26 protein-coding genes are annotated in these 22,192 nt (G+C 44.7%); 15 read left to right on the top strand and 11 right to left on the bottom strand.

From position 1 onward, the window contains the following. Positions 1-43: 43 nt before the first annotated feature. Genes edmS through pgsB form a run of 4 tightly spaced genes read right to left on the bottom strand, consistent with a single transcriptional unit; the run spans position 44 to position 3,032 of the window. Positions 44-211 carry an extrachromosomal elements maintenance protein EdmS gene (gene edmS / locus ACY3LV_RS00135; RefSeq protein ID WP_148962595.1) on the bottom strand — a complete coding sequence of 56 codons (168 nt, stop codon included), beginning with the start codon at positions 209-211 and terminating at the stop codon, positions 44-46. A gap of 14 nt (positions 212-225) precedes the next feature. Continuing rightward, positions 226-1,368 carry a capsular polyglutamate synthetase PgsA gene (gene pgsA, locus ACY3LV_RS00140; protein ID WP_148962594.1) on the bottom strand — a complete coding sequence of 381 codons (1,143 nt, stop codon included), beginning with the start codon at positions 1,366-1,368 and terminating at the stop codon, positions 226-228. An 18-nt stretch (positions 1,369-1,386) separates the two neighbouring features. Then, entirely contained in the window at positions 1,387-1,836 is a 450-nt protein-coding gene (gene pgsC, locus ACY3LV_RS00145) for a poly-gamma-glutamate biosynthesis protein PgsC (RefSeq protein ID WP_003227889.1), read from the bottom strand. A gap of 14 nt (positions 1,837-1,850) precedes the next feature. After that, a complete protein-coding gene (gene pgsB, locus ACY3LV_RS00150; protein ID WP_087991735.1) occupies positions 1,851-3,032 on the bottom strand; it encodes a poly-gamma-glutamate synthase PgsB in 1,182 nt (393 codons plus the stop codon). Positions 3,033-3,813: 781 nt separating this feature from the next. Here pgsB and ACY3LV_RS00155 point away from each other — a divergent pair. The 8 genes from ACY3LV_RS00155 (at position 3,814) to ACY3LV_RS00190 (ending at position 10,573) form a co-directional block, all read left to right on the top strand. Further along, complete coding sequence (locus tag ACY3LV_RS00155; RefSeq protein ID WP_333561020.1) at positions 3,814-4,803, top strand: LacI family DNA-binding transcriptional regulator; 990 nt, start codon at positions 3,814-3,816, stop codon at positions 4,801-4,803. Next, positions 4,796-5,674: a ribokinase gene (rbsK, locus tag ACY3LV_RS00160; protein WP_333561021.1), complete on the top strand. Its 879-nt coding sequence runs from the start codon at positions 4,796-4,798 to the stop codon at positions 5,672-5,674. The genes ACY3LV_RS00155 and rbsK overlap by 8 nt, the downstream gene beginning before the upstream one ends. Continuing rightward, positions 5,671-6,066 (top strand): D-ribose pyranase, encoded by a 396-nt coding sequence (rbsD, locus tag ACY3LV_RS00165; protein ID WP_333561022.1) that lies wholly within the window; start codon positions 5,671-5,673, stop codon positions 6,064-6,066. The genes rbsK and rbsD overlap by 4 nt, the downstream gene beginning before the upstream one ends. 15 nt (positions 6,067-6,081) lie before the next feature. Next, positions 6,082-7,563, top strand: a complete 1,482-nt coding sequence (gene rbsA, locus ACY3LV_RS00170; protein ID WP_148962590.1) for a ribose ABC transporter ATP-binding protein RbsA — start codon at positions 6,082-6,084, stop codon at positions 7,561-7,563. 1 nt (position 7,564) lies between these two features. Next, positions 7,565-8,533 carry a ribose ABC transporter permease RbsC gene (gene rbsC, locus ACY3LV_RS00175; protein ID WP_148962589.1) on the top strand — a complete coding sequence of 323 codons (969 nt, stop codon included), beginning with the start codon at positions 7,565-7,567 and terminating at the stop codon, positions 8,531-8,533. A 13-nt stretch (positions 8,534-8,546) separates the two neighbouring features. Further along, positions 8,547-9,464 carry a ribose ABC transporter substrate-binding protein RbsB gene (gene rbsB / locus ACY3LV_RS00180; RefSeq protein ID WP_333561023.1) on the top strand — a complete coding sequence of 306 codons (918 nt, stop codon included), beginning with the start codon at positions 8,547-8,549 and terminating at the stop codon, positions 9,462-9,464. 109 nt (positions 9,465-9,573) lie between these two features. Next, a complete protein-coding gene (locus ACY3LV_RS00185) occupies positions 9,574-10,110 on the top strand; it encodes an SH3 domain-containing protein (protein WP_333561024.1) in 537 nt (178 codons plus the stop codon). A 166-nt stretch (positions 10,111-10,276) separates the two neighbouring features. Beyond that, positions 10,277-10,573: a DUF3892 domain-containing protein gene (locus tag ACY3LV_RS00190; RefSeq protein WP_333561025.1), complete on the top strand. Its 297-nt coding sequence runs from the start codon at positions 10,277-10,279 to the stop codon at positions 10,571-10,573. Positions 10,574-10,613: 40 nt separating this feature from the next. On the opposite strand, the gene ACY3LV_RS00195 is transcribed toward ACY3LV_RS00190, so the two are convergent. The 3 genes from ACY3LV_RS00195 to alsS form a co-directional block, all read right to left on the bottom strand. Further along, positions 10,614-11,141, bottom strand: a complete 528-nt coding sequence (locus tag ACY3LV_RS00195) for an NAD(P)H-dependent oxidoreductase (RefSeq protein ID WP_148962585.1) — start codon at positions 11,139-11,141, stop codon at positions 10,614-10,616. Between the two features lie 98 nt (positions 11,142-11,239). Continuing rightward, entirely contained in the window at positions 11,240-12,007 is a 768-nt protein-coding gene (gene budA / locus ACY3LV_RS00200) for an acetolactate decarboxylase (RefSeq protein ID WP_202327938.1), read from the bottom strand. Between the two features lie 59 nt (positions 12,008-12,066). Then, positions 12,067-13,779, bottom strand: coding sequence for an acetolactate synthase AlsS (alsS, locus tag ACY3LV_RS00205; RefSeq protein ID WP_087991746.1), 1,713 nt, complete (start codon positions 13,777-13,779; stop codon positions 12,067-12,069). 158 nt (positions 13,780-13,937) lie between these two features. Here alsS and alsR point away from each other — a divergent pair, with 158 nt between their 5' ends. Further along, on the top strand, positions 13,938-14,825 hold the full coding sequence (alsR, locus tag ACY3LV_RS00210) for an acetoin biosynthesis transcriptional regulator AlsR (RefSeq protein ID WP_148962583.1): 888 nt from the start codon (positions 13,938-13,940) through the stop codon (positions 14,823-14,825). A gap of 39 nt (positions 14,826-14,864) precedes the next feature. Here alsR and cotH read toward each other — a convergent pair whose 3' ends face one another. Further along, on the bottom strand, positions 14,865-15,956 hold the full coding sequence (gene cotH, locus ACY3LV_RS00215) for a spore coat protein CotH (protein ID WP_333561026.1): 1,092 nt from the start codon (positions 15,954-15,956) through the stop codon (positions 14,865-14,867). A 142-nt stretch (positions 15,957-16,098) separates the two neighbouring features. Here cotH and cotG point away from each other — a divergent pair, with 142 nt between their 5' ends. From cotG to ACY3LV_RS00230, 3 genes are all read left to right on the top strand, one after another. Beyond that, positions 16,099-16,701, top strand: a complete 603-nt coding sequence (gene cotG, locus ACY3LV_RS00220) for a spore coat protein CotG (RefSeq protein WP_464863162.1) — start codon at positions 16,099-16,101, stop codon at positions 16,699-16,701. Between the two features lie 172 nt (positions 16,702-16,873). Next, positions 16,874-17,491, top strand: coding sequence for a flavin reductase family protein (locus ACY3LV_RS00225; protein WP_333561028.1), 618 nt, complete (start codon positions 16,874-16,876; stop codon positions 17,489-17,491). Between the two features lie 153 nt (positions 17,492-17,644). Next, positions 17,645-17,989 (top strand): DUF4181 domain-containing protein, encoded by a 345-nt coding sequence (locus ACY3LV_RS00230; protein ID WP_333561029.1) that lies wholly within the window; start codon positions 17,645-17,647, stop codon positions 17,987-17,989. Between the two features lie 4 nt (positions 17,990-17,993). On the opposite strand, the gene ggt is transcribed toward ACY3LV_RS00230, so the two are convergent. Then, positions 17,994-19,571 (bottom strand): gamma-glutamyltransferase, encoded by a 1,578-nt coding sequence (gene ggt, locus ACY3LV_RS00235; protein WP_333561030.1) that lies wholly within the window; start codon positions 19,569-19,571, stop codon positions 17,994-17,996. 213 nt (positions 19,572-19,784) lie between these two features. Here ggt and chrS point away from each other — a divergent pair, with 213 nt between their 5' ends. The 3 genes from chrS to chrA are packed head-to-tail and all read left to right on the top strand — an operon-like array spanning position 19,785 to position 21,402. Beyond that, entirely contained in the window at positions 19,785-20,261 is a 477-nt protein-coding gene (chrS, locus tag ACY3LV_RS00240) for a chromate efflux transcriptional regulator ChrS (RefSeq protein ID WP_003235604.1), read from the top strand. 14 nt (positions 20,262-20,275) lie between these two features. Continuing rightward, positions 20,276-20,869, top strand: coding sequence for a chromate efflux transporter subunit ChrB (gene chrB, locus ACY3LV_RS00245; RefSeq protein WP_003221733.1), 594 nt, complete (start codon positions 20,276-20,278; stop codon positions 20,867-20,869). Beyond that, positions 20,866-21,402: a chromate resistance efflux protein ChrA gene (gene chrA / locus ACY3LV_RS00250; RefSeq protein WP_148962577.1), complete on the top strand. Its 537-nt coding sequence runs from the start codon at positions 20,866-20,868 to the stop codon at positions 21,400-21,402. The genes chrB and chrA overlap by 4 nt, the downstream gene beginning before the upstream one ends. A gap of 26 nt (positions 21,403-21,428) precedes the next feature. On the opposite strand, the gene ACY3LV_RS00255 is transcribed toward chrA, so the two are convergent. Together ACY3LV_RS00255 and ACY3LV_RS00260 are read right to left on the bottom strand one after the other, a co-directional pair. After that, a complete protein-coding gene (locus tag ACY3LV_RS00255; RefSeq protein ID WP_464863163.1) occupies positions 21,429-21,650 on the bottom strand; it encodes a hypothetical protein in 222 nt (73 codons plus the stop codon). After that, on the bottom strand, positions 21,647-22,192 hold the full coding sequence (locus tag ACY3LV_RS00260; protein ID WP_464863164.1) for a flavodoxin family protein: 546 nt from the start codon (positions 22,190-22,192) through the stop codon (positions 21,647-21,649). The genes ACY3LV_RS00255 and ACY3LV_RS00260 overlap by 4 nt, the downstream gene beginning before the upstream one ends.

The following is a 22,192-nucleotide window of genomic DNA, read 5'->3' on the forward strand; positions in this document are numbered from 1 at the left end:
CAAATAAAAAGAGAATGCCTCATGAGACACTCTCTTTTTTGAATTATTTAGTGGCGTTTGCCGGTTCTTCCTGCTGTTGGATTTTGTGCATTTCCGTATCAATTTTCTGCTTTTCCTGATCTGTCAGATGATCATTGAATTTAAAAGCTGACATAAACATGAATACGATAGCTACGGCAACAAACGGCCAGATAACTTTGACAAATTTCATTTTTATCACTCCTATTATTTAGATTTTAGTTTGTCGCTATGATCAACATCAAACGTCAATTTTCCGTCTTCTACTTTCCATGCGAAATTAGAATCTTTCGTGAGTTCGCGAATAATCGTTTTTTGTTTAAGGCTTCCTTTTTTCACCGGTGCAGGCGTCGCTTCATGGATATCAATCGGCATCACTTCAAAGCGGCCTGTTCCGTTTTTCTTCAGGTGATACTGAACCAGTGCACTGTCTCTCGTCCTCGTCCAACCCTGATCAAAGACAAAGTTTCCGAGGCTGTAGAAAATCACGGTTCCGTTATAAACTTCAATCGGTTCTAAGACGTGCGGGTGATGGCCTACAATGATATCAGCTCCCGCATCAGACATAGCTCGTGCAAGCTGGCGCTGACGGTCGTTTGGATCGTTGTCATACTCTTGTCCCCAGTGTGACTGCACAACGACGATGTCTGCATGTTTTTTCGCTTCTGAAATCATAGGGATAAAGATTTCAGGATCTGCGGGCAGTACGCCCGGCGTATTCTTTTTAGCCGCGAAGCCTTTTCCAGACACGTCGGTAAAGCCGAGCGTCGCAATGGTTACTCCATTGACTTCCTGGTACGAGATATTCTTCTTCGCATCGCTTAAGCTGTATCCTGCTCCAACGATATCAAGGTTTTGCTCCGCAAATTCTCCTAGTGTATCTTTCATGCCCTGAGCGCCGTAATCCATTGCGTGGTTGTTTGCGCTGTTGAGAACCGTAAAGTTCATATCCTTCAAGACTTTCACTGATTCCTTATTCGTCTGCAAATGAATTTCTTTTTCTGCTTGTTTGTAATTCTTTTTATAGGTTACCGGATTTTCAAAGTTTCCGGCTACATAATCAGAGGCTTTAAAGAGCGGTTCAACATACTGAAAAATACTGTCTGCCCCTTTTTGATCCGTTACTTTTTCAACATAGCGCCCCATCATAATATCCCCGACAAATGAGGCTGAGAGAACGTCGTCAGAATACGTTTTGACTTTCGGCGTTTCTGCTTTTCCCGCCCACATAAACGCGAACATAAGTACAAAAACGATCGGAATGGCAATAAATACGTGCTTATTGGTTTTCTTTTTTTGCTGTTTTGTCAGCTTCAGCAGCTTTTCATGAAAGCTCAGTTCTTTTTTCATCGTTTGACACACCTTACATTAAATTAAGTAGTAAACAAACATGATAGCAAAGGTCGCTCCGCTCAATAGCAGCGTGCTTCCGAACGTAATCGTTAATCCTTGTTTCTGAATGGTATTGGCAATTAAACCTGGCACGATGATACCGATTCCTCGAAATTCCGCGATTTCAAATGGTACAATCGGGTATAGAAAATCAAACGCGATTTTCAGGACGATCCCTGTTATCAGCATGGCAGCGAATTTTCTGCGTCCGTACAAAATCATAAATTTCGATAAACCGTATTTCACAATCACATAAGTGAGCAGGCTCACTAGCAAAACGAGTAATATAAAGACCGGCTGATTAAACACAAGTCCTAAATATCCCGGTACAACAAGTCCTGCCGGCACAATCCCTGTTTTTTCCGCAAAAATTAAACTGAGTAGTACACCTAAAATGAGTGCGATGTATAAATCTGATCCGAACATGTCTGCATTTCCTCCTAGCTTACGAGCTGCTTAACCTTGTATTCGTGGATTTTTTCAATTAAAGGCTCTGCGGCGCCATGAATATTGCCGACGCCATATATGACACGGTTGTGCATTCTTTTCTTTAACAATTCCATAATTTCTTCTGTAGACTTGTACTCTAAATCATGCAATTTGTCTGCAGGAATTTTGCCTTCTTCATAGGCTTTTACGATTGGCTCTGTTGTTTCACCGATTAAGATCAGTTCACTTGCCTCAATATAAGGCAATACGTCATTTGCGAATTGCTGTGTCCGATCGACACGGTCTGCCCGGCAGTTCATAATAATGATTGGATCATCAGTTGGGTAACCGATTTCTTTTACACGTTTCCATATATTCAAAGTAGAAGAAGCGTCGTTTGCGGCAAACCCATTAACAAAGTGCCCAGGCTTGCTCGGACTGATCAGCGGGAGAATTCTCATTGCTCCCGGATCTGGCGGCGCATTCAACATTCCTTTAAACGCTGTTTCTTCGTCAATGCCGAGTGCTTGAGCCACACCCAGTGCCAGTGAAGCATTATCAGGGAATACCATGTATTCAAATTTACGCAAATATTCATCTGTAATTTTTGAGTTATCAGCAATGATGACTTTTGTGTTTCGTTCTTTTGCTTTTTGTTTAAAGAACTCGGTATATTCACTATCTGTAATGACAAGATGGCCATTATAAGGAATAGTAGCAGTAAACGCTTCCGCAATTTCATCGAGCGTCGGCCCCATGACATCCATATGGTCTTCTAAAACGTTGACAATCACGCCGATATTGGCTTGCAGCAGTTCGTCCTGAAAGATAATCTGATAATCCGGGTTAACCGCCATGCATTCACTTACAATAGCGTTGGCCCCTCTTTCTACTGTTTCTTTCATGACTTCTTTTTGTTCACCGATATTCGGCCCCTGAGGTTTCCGTTTGATCGGCTTTTCCTCCGGAGTATCCCAGTAAATCATTCTTGCGTCCGTTCCTGTCGTTTTCCCGACAGTTTTGTAACCGGCTTCTATTAATATTCCGGTTGTCAGCCTTGTCACAGTGGACTTTCCTCTGATGCCGTTAATATTCACTCGAACAGGGAGGGCATCAATGTTTTTCTGATGTCGTCGTTTTTCTAATATTCCGATGACCAGTATGACAGCACAGGCTATAATGAGTAACCACATTGCTTTTCGACATCTCCTTCTATATTGTTGTAAATTCATTCATCAGTATATAGAATCACTATGAATTCTCAATCGGCATTATGTAGCATAATCTTCCCTAACCCACTAAGCCAAACTTCTCTTTTGAAAGAGATTTTGTACCTACAAACTGCTTTCTAAATTTGGAAAACGGCAGGACTTACATCTTAGCTTTTTTTAAAAAAAGCAAAAGAAATGCGCTTTTATTTCTCTTCTCATATCCTTCTGGACGTATAGTCTCACCTTGGTATTTGTATTTAATATGCATTTCAAATCAATCTTTTTTTCAGCCCGTGATATCAAGCTTTTCCCGCTATCATGCGTGTTTCCGGTTCTTATGAACACAAAATACGTTTTCCCTGTTTCTTAAGGACAAGGTCATCATGTCATCCTTTCTGCATGGAAGAGGCAATATGAGGCCTATTCCAAAAAGACTATTGGGGTCATCAATGAAAATGTTAAATATACGAGTCCGAATTCTCTAACATAATTAAACATTTTCTGGGCGGATAGTCTTTTCTATTTCTCCTCATGTACAGGTCTAAACGCACGACTTTGAAACAATTTTAATAAAACTTAATATTTGTTCATGAAATCTTCATCCAGAATTGCGAAGATTTTGTCAAAAAAAGAGTAAAAAACTTAAATTTCTCATTTATATATAAGTTACAATAGATTTTCTTTCGATATTTTTATTGCCAACCTCGGATGGCTCATGATAATCTATCTATGTAAACGGTTACACAAACAAGGAGGAGCTGTTTTGGCTACAATTAAAGATGTTGCCGGAGCGGCGGGCGTTTCTGTTGCGACGGTTTCCCGCGTCCTAAATGACAGCGGCTATGTACACGAAGAAACGCGAACGCTCGTCATAGCGGCGATGGAGCGGCTGAACTATTACCCAAATGAAGTCGCCCGATCTCTTTACAAAAGAGAATCCCGGCTGATCGGGCTTTTGCTCCCGGATATCACAAACCCTTTCTTCCCCCAGCTTGCCCGCGGTGCTGAGGATGAATTGAACAGGGAAGGCTATCGCCTTATTTTCGGTAACAGTGACGAGGAATTGAAAAAAGAACTTGAGTACCTTCAAACCTTTAAGCAAAATCATGTCGCAGGCATTATTGCCGCAACGAATTACCCGGACCTTGAGGAATACAACGGCATGAATCACCCAGTCGTTTTTCTGGACAGAACACCTGAAGGCGCTCCTTCTGTGTCCAGTGACGGCCGCACCGGGGGAAAATTAGCGGCCGAAGCCATCATTCACGGAAAAAGCCAGCGCATTACGCTCTTGAGAGGCCCCGCTCACCTGCCGACCGCTCAAGATCGCTTTCACGGCGCTTTAGAGATCTTAAAGCAGGCTGAAGTTGATTTTCAGGTCATCGAGACGGCTTCATTTTCTTTCAAGGATGCGCAATCGATGGCGAAGGAGCTGTTTGCCGCTTATCCAGAGACAGACGGTGTGATAGCGAGTAATGATATTCAAGCCGCTGCGGTATTACATGAAGCTTTGCGGCGCGGAAGAAAGGTGCCGGAAGATATTCAAATTATCGGCTATGATGACATTCCGCAAAGCGAGCTGCTGTTCCCGCCCCTGTCTACAATTAAACAGCCCGCATATGATATGGGAAAAGAAGCGGCCAAACTGCTTTTGCGTATCATCAAAAAACAGCCCCTGACAGAAACGGCAATTCAAATGTCCGTCACCTATATAAGAAGAAAGACGACAAGAAAGGAAGATCACGATGCGTAATATTTGTGTAATTGGTAGCTGTTCTATGGATTTAGTTGTCACCTCGGACAAACGCCCAAAAGCCGGTGAAACAGTACTTGGCACGTCGTTTCAGACTGTGCCGGGCGGTAAAGGAGCCAATCAGGCCGTTGCTGCTGCCAGACTTGGGGCTCACGTGTTTATGGTCGGTAAGGTCGGAGATGATCATTATGGCACAGCCATTTTGGATAATTTAAAAGCAAACGGCGTTCGCACCGACTATATGGAACCGGTTACACACAAAGATAGCGGTACCGCCCACATAGTGCTTGCCGAAGGTGATAACAGCATTGTTGTCGTCAAAGGTGCGAATGATGATATCACTCCATCGTATGCGATAGACGCGCTTGAACAAATTGAAGTTGATATGGTCCTGATTCAGCAGGAAATCCCCGAGGAAACGGTTGATGAAGTGTGCAGATACTGCCATTCTCTCGATATCCCGATTATGCTCAACCCGGCACCGGCCCGACCGCTGAGACAGGAAACAATTGACCATGCCACCTATCTCACGCCGAATGAACACGAGGCGTCAATATTGTTCCCCGGGCTTACCGTTTCTGAAGCCTTGGCGCTGTATCCGGCAAAGCTCTTTATTACGGAAGGAAAACAGGGCGTCCGTTATTCAGCCGGAAGCAAAGAGCAGCTTATCCCTTCCTTCCCCGTTGAGCCCATTGATACAACCGGAGCCGGTGATACGTTTAACGCAGCCTTCGCCGTGGCTCTGGCAGAGGGAAAAGACATTGAAGCCGCATTGCGATTTGCCAATCGCGCCGCTTCCCTTTCTGTCTGTTCCTTCGGTGCCCAAGGCGGAATGCCGACAAGAAAAGAAGTAGAGGAGCTGTTGTCATGAAAAAACACGGAATACTGAACAGCCACCTTGCCAAGCTTTTAGCCGACCTTGGCCACACTGATCAAATTGTCATCGCAGATGCGGGGTTGCCTGTTCCTGACGGCGTTTTGAAAATTGACCTTTCACTGAAGCCGGGTCTTCCGGCTTTTCAAGATACCGCGGCGGTGCTCGCAGAAGAAATGGCGGTCGAAAAAGTTATTGCTGCATCTGAAATAAAAACCGCTAATCAGGAGATTGCCAGATTTCTAGAGAACCTTTTTTCTGAACAGGAGATTGAATACCTTTCTCACGAGGAGTTTAAGCAGCTGACAAAAGAAGCAAAAGCCATTATAAGAACAGGCGAATTCACACCATATGCCAACTGCATCCTGCAGGCGGGTGTGCTTTTCTAGAAAGGAGGGTGGAACATGCAGATTGAAATGAAAGACATTCATAAAGCATTCGGAAAAAACCAAGTACTGTCAGGCGTTTCCTTTCAGCTCGTGCCCGGCGAGGTTCACGCATTAATGGGAGAGAACGGCGCCGGCAAGTCCACGCTTATGAACATTCTGACAGGCCTGCATAAATCGGATCAAGGGCAAATCCGCATAAACGGAAACGAAATGTATTTTTCCAATCCGAAAGAAGCGGAACAGCATGGAATAGCCTTTATCCATCAGGAATTGAATATCTGGCCGGAAATGACCGTTCTTGAGAATCTATTTATCGGAAAAGAGATAGCCTCCAAGCTGGGCGTTTTACAAACAAGAAAAATGAAAGCGCTAGCAAAAGAGCAATTTGACAAACTGTCTGTCTCTCTTTCTCTTGATCAAGAAGCTGGCGAGTGTTCCGTCGGACAGCAGCAAATGGTCGAAATCGCAAAAGCACTCATGACAAATGCCGAGGTGATCATTATGGATGAGCCTACCGCTGCTTTGACGGAACGGGAAATCAGCAAACTCTTTGAGGTCATTACAGCGTTAAAAAAGAACGGCGTATCCATCGTGTACATTTCGCATCGCATGGAAGAAATCTTTGCGATTTGCGACAGAATCACCATCATGCGTGACGGAAAAACGGTAGATACAACAAACATCTCTGAAACCGATTTTGATGAAGTCGTCAAAAAAATGGTTGGACGCGAGCTGACTGAACGATATCCAAAACGGGCTCCTTCACTCGGTGACAATATATTCGAGGTGAAAAACGCCTCCGTAAAAGGACGTTTTGAAGATGTCAGCTTTTATGTTCGTTCCGGTGAGATCGTCGGTATTTCCGGATTGATGGGGGCCGGCCGGACAGAAATCATGAGAGCGCTATTCGGCGTTGACAGGCTGGACTCGGGTGAGATATGGATCGCTGGAAAAAAGACGGTCATTAAGAACCCGCAGGATGCGGTGAAAAAAGGGCTCGGCTTTATTACAGAGAACCGCAAAGATGAAGGGCTGCTGCTCGACACCTCAATTCGCGAGAATATTGCCCTGCCCAATCTGTCCAGTTTTTCTCCTAAGGGCCTCATTGATCACAAGCGGGAAGCTGAATTTGTCGATCTTTTAATCAAACGCCTGACCATCAAAACGGCAACACCGGAAACGCACGCACGCCATTTATCAGGAGGCAACCAGCAAAAAGTGGTGATTGCCAAGTGGATCGGGATCGGACCGAAAGTGCTCATCTTGGATGAGCCGACCAGAGGTGTGGATGTTGGCGCGAAACGGGAGATTTATTCGCTGATGAATGAGCTGACTGAGCGCGGCGTCGCCATCATTATGGTGTCATCAGAGCTGCCGGAAATTCTCGGGATGAGCGATCGCGTTATCGTTGTCCATGAAGGCAGAATCAGCGGAGAAATCCACGCGCAGGAAGCAACACAAGAACGAATTATGACACTTGCCACGGGAGGGCGGTAATATGAAAACGGAACAGCTGCAAACAGAACAAAAACGGATTCACTTCGATGGAGTCATGCAAAAACTCGGCCCGTTTCTCGGTTTATTTATTCTCGTTATCATTGTATCTATTTTAAATCCCAGCTTTCTTGAACCGCTGAATATTTTAAACCTGCTTCGCCAGGTCGCCATTAACGGATTAATCGCGTTCGGCATGACTTTTGTGATTTTAACAGGCGGCATTGACCTTTCTGTCGGCGCTATTCTTGCCCTGTCCAGCGCTTTAGTCGCGGGGATGATTGTATCCGGTGTCGATCCAGTTCTTGCGATCATTCTCGGCTGTATCATTGGTGCCGTACTCGGCATGATCAACGGACTATTGATCACAAAAGGAAAAATGGCGCCCTTTATCGCCACGCTTGCGACCATGACTGTGTTTCGCGGGCTGACGCTTGTGTATACAGACGGAAACCCGATTACCGGACTTGGCACAAACTACGCTTTTCAACTGTTCGGACGCGGTTATTTTTTAGGCATCCCTGTACCGGCCATTACAATGGTTCTCGCCTTTGTCATCCTTTGGGTTCTTCTTCATAAAACACCGTTCGGACGCCGAACGTACGCAATTGGAGGCAATGAAAAAGCCGCGCTCATTTCGGGCATTAAAGTAACACGCGTGAAAGTAATGATCTATTCATTAGCCGGGCTTTTATCCGCCCTTGCCGGCGCCATATTGACCTCCCGTCTGCATTCAGCACAGCCGACTGCCGGAGAATCGTATGAACTGGATGCAATCGCGGCGGTCGTCTTAGGCGGGACCAGCCTCTCCGGCGGCCGCGGGCGCATTATCGGCACATTCATCGGAGTGCTGATTATCGGCACACTGAATAACGGGCTCAACCTGCTTGGTGTCTCATCGTTTTATCAGCTGGTTGTCAAAGGGATTGTCATCTTAATTGCGGTATTATTAGACCGCAAAAAGTCAGCATAGGAGGGTTTTTTATATGAAAAAGGCTGTATCCGTCATTTTAACGTTATCATTGTTTTTATTAACTGCCTGTTCGCTTGAACCTCCCCATTGGGCAAAGCCGGCAAACTCGGGGAACAAAAAGGAATTCACCATCGGTTTATCCGTCTCGACACTTAATAATCCCTTTTTTGTCTCATTAAAAAAGGGCATCGAAAAAGAAGCTGAAAAACGGGGAATGAAAATCATCATTGTCGATGCACAAAATGATTCATCGAAACAGACGAGTGATGTGGAAGATTTAATTCAGCAAGGTGTCGATGCATTGTTAATCAATCCGACTGATTCTTCGGCGATCTCAACGGCAGTAGAATATGCAAATTCAGTCGATGTACCCGTCGTAACAATCGATCGTTCCGCGGAACAAGGAAAAGTAGAAACCCTCGTTGCTTCCGATAATGTAAAAGGCGGTGAAATGGCCGCGGAATTTATCGCCGACAAGCTTGGAAAAGGTGCAAAGGTGGCAGAACTTGAAGGCGTGCCCGGCGCTTCTGCCACACGGGAACGCGGTTCAGGATTTCATAACATTGCAGATCAAAAGCTCGACATTGTCACAAAACAATCAGCTGACTTTGACCGCACCAAAGGCCTGACTGTCATGGAAAACCTGCTGCAGGGACATCCGGAAATCCAAGCTGTTTTTGCTCACAATGATGAAATGGCGCTCGGGGCTCTCGAGGCAATTAACAGCTCGGGAAAAGATATTGTAGTGATCGGTTTTGACGGCAATAAAGATGCACTCGCTTCGATTAAAGATGGAAAGCTCTCAGCCACTGTCGCTCAGCAGCCTGACTTGATCGGTAAACTGGCTACAGAAGCGGCAGATGATATTTTACACGGAAAAAAGGTGGAAAAAATGATATCCGCGCCTCTCAAACTTGAAACACAAAAATAATTGCCGCGGACCAGATCTTTATCTGGTCCTTTTTCATGTTTAGGAATCTGTGAAAACGTGAATAGCGAAATATAGATTGAATTATTTCTCTACGTGAGGAGAGGAAGAAATGAACAAAACGACAAAAGTATTATCAACTCTCGCACTTGCAGCTGGAATGACTGCGGCTTCTGCAGGGGGCACAAGCACGATCCATGCACAACAGCCAGAAACAACTGTAAGCATTGATGATTTATACAGCTATCCGATTGATTCTTATTTGGTGTCAACAGAGGCTCTAAATGTCAGAACGAAGCCTTCCGCATCAAGCCATAAATCAGCCATACTGCACTTGGGCGACAGCTTAAAGCTGATTTCCTTCGCAAACGCTGACTGGGCAAAGGTTCATTATAAAAACGGCAAAACAGGCTTTGTTTCCACTCATTACATTGTAAAAGCAGCTACAACAGTAAAAACGAAAATAAAAACGATAGTATATACATCCGCTGAAGGAAAAAGCATCAAGACTCTTCCGGCAGACACAAGCGTTTCTTTTTTAGGCTGGAGTAAAACGAAAAAAGGCGGTTTTGATTTTAATTGGGTATTCGTTGATTACGGCGGTGCGACAGGCTATATGAAAACAAAGGACTTACACATGACAAAATAACTGAAAGGGATTCCGTTTTTCCTGCGGAATCCCTTTTTTCTTCGCAGATCAAGGATTGATTTGTCACATTCCCAAGATATTTCTCAGGAAATATTGTCGTATGCCGTATGGAAATCATACATGATCATCGGTATTTTTGTTCACGCTAAAAGATGGAGGTGTAAGTATGGATCAATTTGAAGCAGCATATGAAACGTATAAAGACCGGCAAACAACCGCGGAGCAGCAAGCTGTTCCATCTGGAAAAGAAGAAATTATTGCAGTCAGAAGAAATGAGGAAGACAATATAATCGCAGTAAAAACGGACACAGGAAGAGAGCTCGACTATCCCTCTGCGCTGTCAGAAGCAAAAGCGGGAAAACTCGCTCATGTTGATGTCTTCCATAAATACGGACGAGACATATTGCGAAGTGAACCGGATGGTATAAGAGAAAACAACCTGTCCGAGCTGCCGGATTTTTAATTTTAAAAGAGCCCTGTCGCACGCTGGACAGGGCTTTCTTTTAAGCAAAAGGCTGTTGGATGTATTCGGCTAACCGTTTTGCACTGAGGGAAATATCCTCTCCGTTTGCATATTTCACGCCATAGAACACATATGGCGGCAGATATTTCATGCCGATTAGATTGCTTGTGGCCTGAAACGGTTTCAATAGCTCACTGATTGAGTAATGATTTGCTCCGCCCGCTTGATATTTTTCCGCTTCGCTCCCCGTTGATACAGCTAGCATCAGCTCTTTGCCATGCAGGGCTTTTCCTTCTGAACCAAAGGCCCAGCCGAAAGTCAGCACAAGATCCTGCCATTTTTTTAAGAGCGGCGGAGAACTGTACCAATAAAGCGGAAATTGGAAAACAATCCGGTCGTATTCCTCGCACATCTGCTGCTCCTTCGCAACATCTATCGCTTCATCCGGATATTCCTTATAAAGCTCCCGTACTGTGATATTGTCATGTTTACTCAATTCCTCTGCCCATGCCTTATTAACAACCGAGGTTTCCATATGAGGATGAACTGCCAAAACCAATATTTTCATTAGACCACACCTTTACCGTTTTGACGTTATTTTATCTAAAATCAGGAAAAGAGCCAAATAAAAAGAAAGCCCTGTACAAAGAGGCTTTCTTTTTTCTGTTATTCTGGGCTTCCTTCAGTTGTTTCAATATCTTTAGCAAAATCAGGGTTATCCAGATTCGCATTAAAGAAATCCGCTGTATTCGGAAGTCTCAGGTTCATGTTCATTTTTTGTGAAATCGTAACCGTGCAATCCTCAAGCACATAGTCAAAAACGTGTCCGCCTGAATTTCGTCCTTCGTCAATGAAGTGCAGGTGATAGCCAGAAACGGCGATTCCATTTGCATAAGCTGGTGTCAGGAAACCTACGATTGTTCCTCTCACATTGTCGAAGTTGAAAATCGGCTGCGTTTTGACCGCTTCAACCATCGGCACGTAAGGTTTTTCTTGCAATTCTACCGTTCTTGTCTGCACTTTTTTAAACAATCCGTCAATGCGGATCGCGTAAAATAAGTTTTTGCTTGGCAGAATGCTGTTGATCTCTTTTTCAAATTCTTCACGTGTCATTTTCGCATCAATTTTGTGCGTTATGTCCGGTGTAAAGAACGTAAATGAACAGAACGGAGAACGGTCCCCGTTTTGGACCGGTGTCGCAGTTCCGTCTGAACGGAGACGGTAAAATTCGCCGTCAAACCCAATCAGCTCTCCGTCAAGCTTGTTAAAGGTTCCGATACCGAAGTCTCCGTATTTTGGGATCTCTGACAGTTCAAAATCCCCGTCATATACCCCGTCTAATAGAGAAGTCATTGTTGATACTTGATAAATCTGGCTCACAGGCTGCTCTTTTTGGCCGCGGCTGAGCACTTGTATGTTGCTTTCGCGTTTCATAATTCCCTTCACTCCTTTTGTTTAGTGCTGTATCAAACAGTGTCGTGATGCGCAGAGTGCTAGAGAGCTTTCATTTTCAAGAGTTCCCCGAATTCTTTCGGAAGCTTGTCACTTGCTAAATTAATGTTATCACTGTAGTCAACCGGGACATCAATGATGACAGGACCCTCTGCGTTCATACCTTGACGCAGAACATCTGCCAGCTGGTCTGGTGATTCTACGCGCAAGCCAGTTGCTCCGAAGCTTTCCGCATATTTCACGATATCGATATTTCCGAAATCGACCGCAGATGTACGGTTATATTTTTTCAATTGCTGGAATGCAACCATGTCATATGTGCTGTCGTTCCATACAATGTGTACAATTGGCGCTTTTAAACGAACTGCTGTCTCTAATTCCATCGCTGAGAATAAGAAACCGCCGTCACCAGAGACGGATACCACTTTTTCTCCCGGTTTCACCAATGAGGCGCCGATTGCCCAAGGAAGTGCAACGCCGAGTGTTTGCATACCGTTACTGATCATTAATGTTAACGGCTCGTAGCTGCGGAAATAACGTGACATCCAAATCGCGTGTGAACCAATATCGCAAGTCACTGTCACATGATCATCGACTGCGTTTCGCAATTCTTTTACGATTTCAAGAGGATGCACTCTGTCTGATTTCCAATCTGCAGGAACCTGCTCACCCTCATGCATATATTGTTTTAAATCAGACAGGATTTTCTGCTCACGTTCAGCAAACTCCACTTTCACAGCATCGTGTTCGATGTGATTAATTGTAGATGGAATATCTCCGATCAATTCAAGCTCCGGCTGGTAAGCATGATCAATGTCAGCCAGTATTTCATCTAAATGGATAATCGTCCGGTCACCATTGACATTCCAGAATTTCGGATCGTATTCAATTGGGTCATAACCGATTGTCAGAACAACATCAGCCTGTTCAATCAGTAAATCGCCAGGCTGGTTGTGGAACAAGCCGATACGGCCAAAATACTGATCCTCTAAGTCTCTTGTAAGAGTCCCTGCTGCTTGATATGTTTCGACGAATGGAAGCTGAACTTTTTTCAAAAGCTTGCGGACTGCTTTAATCGCTTCCGGTCTTCCGCCCTTCATGCCGACTAAAACGACAGGAAGTTTCGCTGTTTGTATTTTTGCAATGGCCGCACTGATTGCATCATCTGCTGCAGGACCAAGTTTTGGCGCTGCGACAGCACGCACGCTTTTTGTGTTTGTGACTTCATTCACAACATCTTGCGGAAAGCTCACAAAAGCGGCTCCAGCCTGACCTGCTGACGCTATCCTAAATGCATTTGTAACAGCTTCCGGTATATTTTTCACATCTTGTACTTCTACACTGTATTTTGTAATCGGCTGAAACAGCGCCGCATTATCCAAAGATTGATGTGTCCGTTTTAAACGATCGGCACGGATCACGTTCCCAGCAAGCGCAACGACAGGGTCACCTTCAGTGTTGGCTGTCAGCAGTCCTGTTGCCAAGTTAGAAGCGCCTGGTCCCGATGTGACTAACACAACTCCCGGTTTTCCAGTTAAACGGCCGACTGCTTGCGCCATAAATGCTGCATTTTGTTCGTGCCGCGCAACGATAATTTCTGGCCCTTTATCTTGTAAAGCGTCAAATACCGCATCAATTTTTGCACCTGGAATGCCAAATACATGTGTGACACCTTGCTCCGCTAAGCAATCAACAACAAGCTCCGCCCCTCTGTTTTTCACAAGGGATTTTTGTTCTTTTGTTGCTTTTGTCAACACCCTCACTCCTTATTATGCATTTTAAACATTAAATTTTAAATATTTCTTGTGATACGTTTCACTATACACTCTTTGGAAATTGACCTCCAATATCGATTCGCCTTATGATTAATATGTATTGCGAATTATTAACCTAAGGAAAGGAATGCATATGAATGGAGCTTCGCCATCTTCAATACTTTATCGCAGTAGCCGAAGAGCTTCATTTCGGAAAAGCTGCGCTTCGGCTGAACATGACACAGCCTCCTCTCAGCCAGCAGATCAAACAGCTGGAAAAAGAAGTCGGGGTGACGCTTCTCAAGAGGACAAAAAGATTTGTGGAGCTTACCGCAGCAGGAGAAATATTTTTAAATCACTGTCGTACTGCATTGATGCAAATTGATCAAGCGATTGAACTGGCCCAGCGAACGGCTCGCGGCGAGCACGGCCATCTCGTCATTGGTTTTGTCGGATCAGCTACATATGAATTTTTGCCGCCGATCATCCGGGAATACCGTAAAAAATTCCCCTCTGTGAAAATTGAACTGAAAGAGATCGCTTCTTACAGGCAGCAGGAGGAATTGCTCAAGGGACATATCGACATCGGGATTCTCCATCCGCCGTTAGAGCATCCGGAGCTGCAAATTGAGACAACCCAGAGCAGTCCATGCATCCTCGCATTGCCAAAACAGCATCCGCTTGCATTAAAAGAATCAATCGACATTACAGACTTGGAAAATGAACCGATCATTACCCTTTCCAAAGAAGCGTGGCCAACGTTATATACCGACTTTATTCAGCTCTGTGAAAACGCGGGTTTTGTGCCGAATATCGTTCAGGAAGCGACAGAATATCAAATGGTGATCGGACTGGTGACAGCGGGCATCGGCATTACCATTGTCCCATCCTCGGCCAGACGGCTGTTTAACCTTGACGTCACATATCGAAGCGTTGATCATTTTCAGCTTAAAGCAGAATGGATCATCGCATATCGCAAAGACAGTCAAAACCCTGTACTGGGACAATTTGTGGATATATGCAAATCGTTAAATGAATGGAAATAAAAAAAGGCGCTCCGTTCTCCGGAATCCGCCCGTTTATCGTCAGGATAAAAAATCAAGCTCACTTTTGAGGTAATCAGCTCGTTTTATAATATATTCACATATCACATTTGGCTCTCGGTCAAAACGTTCAATATCGTTCTTTTTATATGGGTCCATCAGGACAAACGGCCTAATCTGTTCATGCATCTCCATTATTTTCGGTTTCATATACTCTATTGTAAAAAGAGAGTGGAGCGTTTTTTCTAACAAGTGCCTGTAGGACCTGCGAAAATCGGGTTCATCCAAAATCCGGGCGGTTAGTGTATTAAATCCTTGAATTCTTACGTAATCGGCAGCCATCCGCTCTCCATGGATATCCCTGCCCCAGGTCGCATCATAATCCCAAGGAATCACCTCAAATAATCCGGTTTCACTGTTTCTGTACAACGAGTAGTTGTGGACAAACCCGTCATAGTTTGAGGTGAATACAATGCCGGCGAGCCAGCGCAAATACTTATCGATATCCACATGCCTTGTCACTTCTGATTTAAATTGAGCTTTAGGGACAGTATTAATTTTAAAGATCATATCCTGCAAATAAAAGTCGTCTTCCTCAGTCCCTGTCTTCTTTTCATATCCAAGCTCAAGTGACGTCTTCGTCTCCCTTTCCAAATCGCTCATCAACGAGAAATTAGCGTCATCATCAACCGCGTAAAAAACCGCCCCGTCCGCCAGCTTCCTTTTCGCTAAATAAAACTCATCGACGGATTCAAGTTCAAGATAAACCCCTTCATTTTTCCCATTCACTTTTAAAAACACAAACTCCGCCTTTGGTGACAGCGTCCCCAGCTCTGAGAAAAAATCCAGAGACAATTTGTTTCTCATCATGGAAGGATCTTTATACTCCGCATTCAAATGAATCTCTCGTGCACCGCGGAATGTTTTCGGCTGATAAAAAGAAACATGGTATGACTTCTTTTTGAAGTCTCTGATATGTGATCCCCGGTAAGCAATGTCAATATCCAGCCTTTTTTGATTTACTTTCATTACAGCCGGCACCGGTTCATCGTCCCATATATCTTTTTTTAATTCACGCAAATCTTTTGGATGAACAAACAGCTGATAAAGCGGTAAATGAGATTGGTTCTTCATCCATAAACCCCCTTACAAATTTTAGGCTTTTATTTTTGTGAGATCTCAGCGGAACACTTATACACTTTTTAAATCCGTGCGTACTATGTGGGTAGTAAGGATCTTCATCCTTAACATCATTTTTAAAAAGGAGGATTTCGAATTGGGCCACTATTCCCATTCTGACATCAAAGAAGCGGTGAAATCCGCAAAAAAAGAAGGTTTAAAAGACTATTTATACCAAGAGCCTCATGGAAAAAAGCGCAGCCATAAAAAGTCGTGCCGCTCTCACAAAAAATCTCGCAGCCACAAAAAATCGTACTGCTCTCACAAGAAATCTCGCAGCCACAAAAAATCGTATTGCTCTCACAAGAAATCTCGCAGCCACAAAAAATCGTATTGTTCTCACAAGAAATCTCGCAGCCACAAAAAATCGTACTGCTCTCACAAGAGATCACGCAGCCATAAAAAATCGTACTGCTCTCACAAGAGATCACGCAGCTACAAAAAGTCATACGGTTCTCACAAGAGAAAATCTCGCAGCTACAAAAAGTCATACTGTTCTCACAAAAGAAAATCTCGCAGCTACAAAAAGTCACATCGGACACACAAAAAACCATATTGTTCCGATAAGAAAAAATCTCACAAAAAACACTACAAAAAACCGCACCACCACCATCGCCACAAAAAAGACGATGATTATCACAGCAAAAAAGAATTCTGGAAAGACGGCAATTGCTGGGTAGTCAAAAAGAAATACAAATAAATTTAAAATTTTATCAATCCATAGGCTGCCGGCAGACGTACGGAGCCTATTTTTCGATTTCCCCTGTATTAGATATATGTCATGACATAAGATATGCAACCCTCATCATTTGGTTTCCTTGAAACCATTTCGTTATAATCAAAGTATCCTAACGATAAAGGAAGTTGTTGCTATGTACATATTTCAAGCTGATCAGCTTAGTGCCAAAGACACATACAAGCTATTGTCAGGTACCGTCATCCCCCGCCCCATTGCCTTTGTAACCACACTTTCTTCAAGCGGAGCGATAAATGCCGCGCCTTTTAGCTTTTATAACGTTGTCAGCTCAGATCCTCCGCTTCTCAGTATTTCTGTTAACCGAGCGGGAGGACGCCAAAAAGATACAGCCCGAAACGTGGTGGAGAACGGAGAATTTGTCGTACATGTCAGTGATGAAGCCATCATTGAAGACATCAATGAAACGGCGGCAAGCTTAGGGCCGGACGAAAGCGAACTCACCCGCACCTCGCTTCATCCTGTCGAAAGCAAAGCTGTTTCGGTTCCAGGCATTAAGGAAGCCCGCATTCGCTTTGAATGCACATTAGAGCAGCATATGACGTTCGACAATGATCAAGGCGTGACCACAGCTGATCTGCTCATCGGCAGAGTCGTCTGCTTCCACCTCGATGAAAAGGTGTATGATGCAAAAAAGGGATATGTTTTGACAGATGAATTAAAGCCTGCCTCAAGATTGGCGGGCAACCACTATGCGAAGCTCGGCGAAGAATTTACGCTGGTTCGTCCCAGTTGATCAAAAGGACTATTTAAATAGAAGAAACTAGTCAAAAAGACCTCGTGATCACAAGTGTTGCCTATGAAAAGAACACCCGGAGAAAACCGGGTGTTCTTTTATGAAACATTTTTCCTTTTCCTTCGTATAAAAGGTTGATTAGGAGGGATTTATATGTCAGGCACTCATTTTTTGATTGTGATACTGGTCGCAGCTTTTATCAATACTGTTTTTTATGTCTATGCCCGAAAAAAACTAGGCATCTCTAAACCGCCTTGGTGGTATAAACCTGTAAATAGCACACAAGGGCTGGTGGAAGTCGTCTTGCTCATTTTATTAGGGTTTTCTTTATTACGCTTTCCTCCAGAGATTATGCTTATTTTCTATCTATTCGTGATAAATGGTTTCCGTACATTTATGGAATGGAAATATGAGTGTGAAAATAAACAATACGTACACTACTTATTTAGTACTTTCCTTTCTCTAGTCATTTTTATTTATATTTGTATTTTCATCTAATACCTCAAACCCCCACAGCCGCTCCATCCCCCCGCGGGTCGGCTCCGCCTTGGAGGAAACCTTCCTCATCTACTTTGATTGCTGCCGCATGCCCCATCAGCGGATCATAGTCACCGACAATCTCCACGAGATGCCCGCTGCCTTTCAGCTTTTCGATGGTTTCCTCTGAGAATCTGCCCTCGACTCTGAGACCTTCATATTCCTCTCCCCACGTTCTGCCCCATACCCAGCGCGGTTCGCTGATTGCCTGCTGCGGATGCATTCCGTAGTCCAGCATTCGGGTAATCATGGCCGTCTGGGTTTGCGGCTGGCCTTCTCCACCTTGTGTGCCGTACAGGATTTTCGGTTTCCCGTCTTTGCAGGCCATAGCCGGCATCAGGGTATGGAAGCTGCGCTTTCTCGGTTCAAGCGTATTGACATGATCTTGATCCAATGAGAAAAATGACCCGCGATTTTGCAGTAATATGCCTGTATCACCAGCAGTGACAGCCGAGCCAAATTCAAAGTACAGGCTTTGAATGAATGACACTGCATTGCCATCCGCATCGATGACGGCCGCATATGCAGTGTCACTTCCCACTGGCCTGCTTTCTGCCGGTTCTGCCAGATAACCGATTTCTTCCGCCAATTGTTTTGCATACTTTTTGTCCAAAAGCTTTTCAAGCGGAATGTCAGCAAACGCCGGATCAGTCAGGACCGCATTTCGATCTAGGAAACTCTTTTTCAGCGCCTCCACTAGCACATGATAATACTCAAAAGAGCCGTGCTCAATTTTGTGGAAATCATAGTTTTCCAAAATGTTCAGCGTCAATAAACCGGTAAATCCCTGAGAATTCGGCGGCGCCTGGTACATGCTGTACCCTCGGTAATCACTTGATACAGGCTCCGCCCACTCGCCCCGGTGCGCTTTAAAATCATCCAGTGTCATGCAGCTGCCGTTTTGCTGTAAATACGAGACAATTCGCTGAGCGATATCTCCTTCATAAAATGCGCTTCTTCCTTTTTCGGCAAGCATGTTCAAACTGTCTGCAAGTTCTTTTTGCACAAACCGCTCTCCCGGGACAGGCGCTTTGCCGCTTCTTGTGAAGATGTCGGCCGTGTAAGGCACGGAAGCCAGCAGTTCAAGATTTGTTTCTGTGTGACGGCACTGATCAGTTGATACTGGAAACCCATTTTGGGCATAGTCTCGTGCGGGTTCCAGCACATCCGCAAGAGACATATGTCCGTACTCCTTCAGTATCGCATCCCAGCTATCAACCATCCCCGGAACGGTAATGGCACTATCGATCCCCCGCAGCGGAATCGCGTTTTTTCCCTTATAAACATCTCTCGTCACATTTTTCCCTGAACGGCCGCTGCCATTGTAGACTCTTACCGCCTTTGTTTCCTGGTGAAAGATCAGCCAAAAGGAATCCCCGCCAAGCCCTGTCATATGCGGATACACAACTGACAGACAAGCACTTACAGCCACAGCGGCATCAAACGCGTTACCTCCCTTGTCCAGTATGCGATTTCCAGCTTGAGAAGCAAGATAATGCGGGCTGACGACCATTTGCTTTGTACCGATGACAGATTTGTTCATCACAAGTCCCCTTTTTCAAGAGATTTTCTTTAGTATAGGAAGCCTGATTTTCAACATCTACTGATACGGCAGAAAAACTGACGAACTTTCTCCTTATCGAAAACAAAAAGATTCCTTTTCATTCATTTTGAAAATAAATTAAAGAATCTTCATTCGAAACGTAACTTTCATGATAAAATGAAGTCTAAAAGGCAACGAAAGCAGGTGGAGCAATTGAGTCATGAATATCAAATCCCCAACCTTGTTCTTGATGAGATCGACAAACAAATTCTCACCATTTTACACGAGGAAGGCAGAATATCTTATACGGATCTTGGCAAAAGAGTTGATTTATCACGGGTCGCCGTACAGGCTCGTATCAACCAATTAATCGAAGCCGGTGTTATTGAAAAATTCACCGCTGTCATCAATCCCGCTAAAATCGGCATTCATGTATCCGTGTTTTTCAATGTCGAGGTCGAGCCGCAGTTTTTAGAAGAGGTCGCTCTTAAGCTTGAGGAAGAGCCTGCGGTCACCAGCCTTTATCACATGACAGGCCCGAGCAAGCTGCATATGCACGGGATCTTTGCCAACGATCAAGAAATGGAAGAGTTTTTAACAAAACGGCTGTATCCGCTGCGAGGCGTCGTCAGCGTTGATTGCCAGATGCTGATCAAACGATACAAAAGCCGTATGGGAATGAAGCTGTAAAAGGAGAGAAACGAATGAAAAACCATCCTTATCGGGATATGACAGCCGCAATGGTGCGTACCGGAATTTTAGGGTTCGGGGGCGGACCTTCCGTGATTCCGCTGATCCGCCATGAAGCGGTCAATAAATATAAATGGATTGACGATGATGAGTTCGGAGAAATATTAGCGATCGCTAATGCGCTTCCCGGACCGATTGCCACAAAAATGGCTGCGTATTTGGGCTTCAAGCTAAAAGGCACATTAGGCGCGATTGTCGCAACCCTGGCCCATATTCTGCCTACTTGTCTTGCTATGGTGGGCTTGTTTGCCGCTGTAAATGTCTTAAGCCATTCAGCAGTTGTTGCCGGCATGATTGGTGCTGTAACACCGGTCATTGCGGTAATGCTCGGTATCATGGCATACGAGTTTGGCCAAAAAGCGCTTAAAGGTTTCGGCTGGGTTACAGGCATCCTGTTTTTTATCATTGCTTTTATCGGCCTGCAAACGCTACAGATCAATCCGGGCCTTGTCATTATCATTTTCCTAGCGTACGGAGCGTTTCATTTTAAATTAAAAGACAAAATCACAAATAAACATTCAAAAGATAAAGGAATGTCGGCCTCATGATTATGATTTATTTATTTATGGCGTTTTTTATCGCAAACGTACTCGGGTATGGCGGCGGGCCTGCGTCTATCCCGCTGATGTTTGAAGAAGTTGTCAACAGATACAGCTGGCTTTCAAACGACCAATTCTCAAATATGCTCGCGCTTGCGAACGCATTGCCGGGACCGATCGCAACCAAAATCGCCGCCTATGTCGGGTACAGCGCCGGCGGGTGGCCCGGCTTTCTGGTTGCGCTGATCGCAACCATCGTACCGTCGGCGCTCGCATTGATCGTCCTGCTGCGCATCATTCAGCGCTTCCGCCAATCACCCGTCATCAAGGGCATGACGCTATCCGTTCAGCCTGTCATCGCGGTCATGATGCTCATTCTTACCTGGCAAATTGCCGCCGATGGCATCAAAGCGATCGGCTGGATCCAATCTATCGTGATTGCGGGGATTTCCCTCCTTGCCATGACAAAATTCAAGATGCATCCGGCATTTCTGATTATCGCCGCGTTTTTGTATGGCGGTCTTGTAATTCCTCATTTGTAGAAAAAAGCACCCGGACAGGTGCTTTTTTATTTTGGTCCCGAAATGCCGTTCGATATGACAATTTGTTCTTCGCCTGCATCATTCTTCTTAATGTGCTTGATTTGCAGCGTGGTCCCTGCCATTCTCACAGATTGCTTTATCTGATGCGAATTGGTTTCAATCTGAATCCAATCAGCAGGCGGAGCCTCCCAAATGAAAAAGAATGCCAGCATCAGCATGCCAGCAATGACCGACAGCAGAAACTTCATATCGCATCATGTCTTTTCAATAATCGGCTCGCAGCGGACAGCGCCTGATAATCATCAAGAATATCGCCGGGACGATTGCCTTCTCCCAATACATAGCCTTTAAAAGGCATCCTCATGAATGCAAAAATATGCTCAAATTGCTGAATCAACGGCAGCCCCTTTATTTTAGGGTTGTCTCCGCCCACTGCTGCCACATATGCCTGCTTCATCGACATTTGCTGTTGAAAATCAGGGAATCGGGGATCTCTCAATGTCTGAGACCAGCGATCAATAAACAGCTTTAACGTTCCTGACATGCCGAACCAATAAATTGGGGTAGCGAATATGAGAATATCGCATGGCAATGTCCGTTCAATGATTGAATCGTAGTCATCTTGAACCGGGCCAAAGCCGCCTTCAGCATGGCGCAAATCTTCAATTGGCTGGATACGATATTTACGCAAATGAATGTGTTCCGTATCGAATCCTTGAACAGTTTTCTCCGCAAGAATATCCGTATTTCCGCCAGACCGCGTGCCGCCATTAATAACCGCAATTTTCAT

This window comes from Bacillus sp. 11C, from assembly GCF_055486375.1.

Coding starts and splice junctions, on each gene's coding strand:
- edmS (WP_148962595.1), bottom strand. CDS start 211: ATGAAATTTGTCAAAGTTATCTGGCCGTTTGTTGCCGTAGCTATCGTA.
- pgsA (WP_148962594.1), bottom strand. CDS start 1,368: ATGAAAAAAGAACTGAGCTTTCATGAAAAGCTGCTGAAGCTGACAAAA.
- pgsC (WP_003227889.1), bottom strand. CDS start 1,836: ATGTTCGGATCAGATTTATACATCGCACTCATTTTAGGTGTACTACTC.
- pgsB (WP_087991735.1), bottom strand. CDS start 3,032: ATGTGGTTACTCATTATAGCCTGTGCTGTCATACTGGTCATCGGAATA.
- rbsK (WP_333561021.1), top strand. CDS start 4,796: ATGCGTAATATTTGTGTAATTGGTAGCTGTTCTATGGATTTAGTTGTC.
- rbsD (WP_333561022.1), top strand. CDS start 5,671: ATGAAAAAACACGGAATACTGAACAGCCACCTTGCCAAGCTTTTAGCC.
- rbsA (WP_148962590.1), top strand. CDS start 6,082: ATGCAGATTGAAATGAAAGACATTCATAAAGCATTCGGAAAAAACCAA.
- rbsC (WP_148962589.1), top strand. CDS start 7,565: ATGAAAACGGAACAGCTGCAAACAGAACAAAAACGGATTCACTTCGAT.
- rbsB (WP_333561023.1), top strand. CDS start 8,547: ATGAAAAAGGCTGTATCCGTCATTTTAACGTTATCATTGTTTTTATTA.
- ACY3LV_RS00185 (WP_333561024.1), top strand. CDS start 9,574: ATGAACAAAACGACAAAAGTATTATCAACTCTCGCACTTGCAGCTGGA.
- ACY3LV_RS00190 (WP_333561025.1), top strand. CDS start 10,277: ATGGATCAATTTGAAGCAGCATATGAAACGTATAAAGACCGGCAAACA.
- ACY3LV_RS00195 (WP_148962585.1), bottom strand. CDS start 11,141: ATGAAAATATTGGTTTTGGCAGTTCATCCTCATATGGAAACCTCGGTT.
- budA (WP_202327938.1), bottom strand. CDS start 12,007: ATGAAACGCGAAAGCAACATACAAGTGCTCAGCCGCGGCCAAAAAGAG.
- alsR (WP_148962583.1), top strand. CDS start 13,938: ATGGAGCTTCGCCATCTTCAATACTTTATCGCAGTAGCCGAAGAGCTT.
- cotH (WP_333561026.1), bottom strand. CDS start 15,956: ATGAAGAACCAATCTCATTTACCGCTTTATCAGCTGTTTGTTCATCCA.
- ACY3LV_RS00225 (WP_333561028.1), top strand. CDS start 16,874: ATGTACATATTTCAAGCTGATCAGCTTAGTGCCAAAGACACATACAAG.
- ACY3LV_RS00230 (WP_333561029.1), top strand. CDS start 17,645: ATGTCAGGCACTCATTTTTTGATTGTGATACTGGTCGCAGCTTTTATC.
- ggt (WP_333561030.1), bottom strand. CDS start 19,571: ATGAACAAATCTGTCATCGGTACAAAGCAAATGGTCGTCAGCCCGCAT.
- chrB (WP_003221733.1), top strand. CDS start 20,276: ATGAAAAACCATCCTTATCGGGATATGACAGCCGCAATGGTGCGTACC.
- chrA (WP_148962577.1), top strand. CDS start 20,866: ATGATTATGATTTATTTATTTATGGCGTTTTTTATCGCAAACGTACTC.
- ACY3LV_RS00255 (WP_464863163.1), bottom strand. CDS start 21,650: ATGAAGTTTCTGCTGTCGGTCATTGCTGGCATGCTGATGCTGGCATTC.
- ACY3LV_RS00260 (WP_464863164.1), bottom strand. CDS start 22,192: ATGAAAATTGCGGTTATTAATGGCGGCACGCGGTCTGGCGGAAATACG.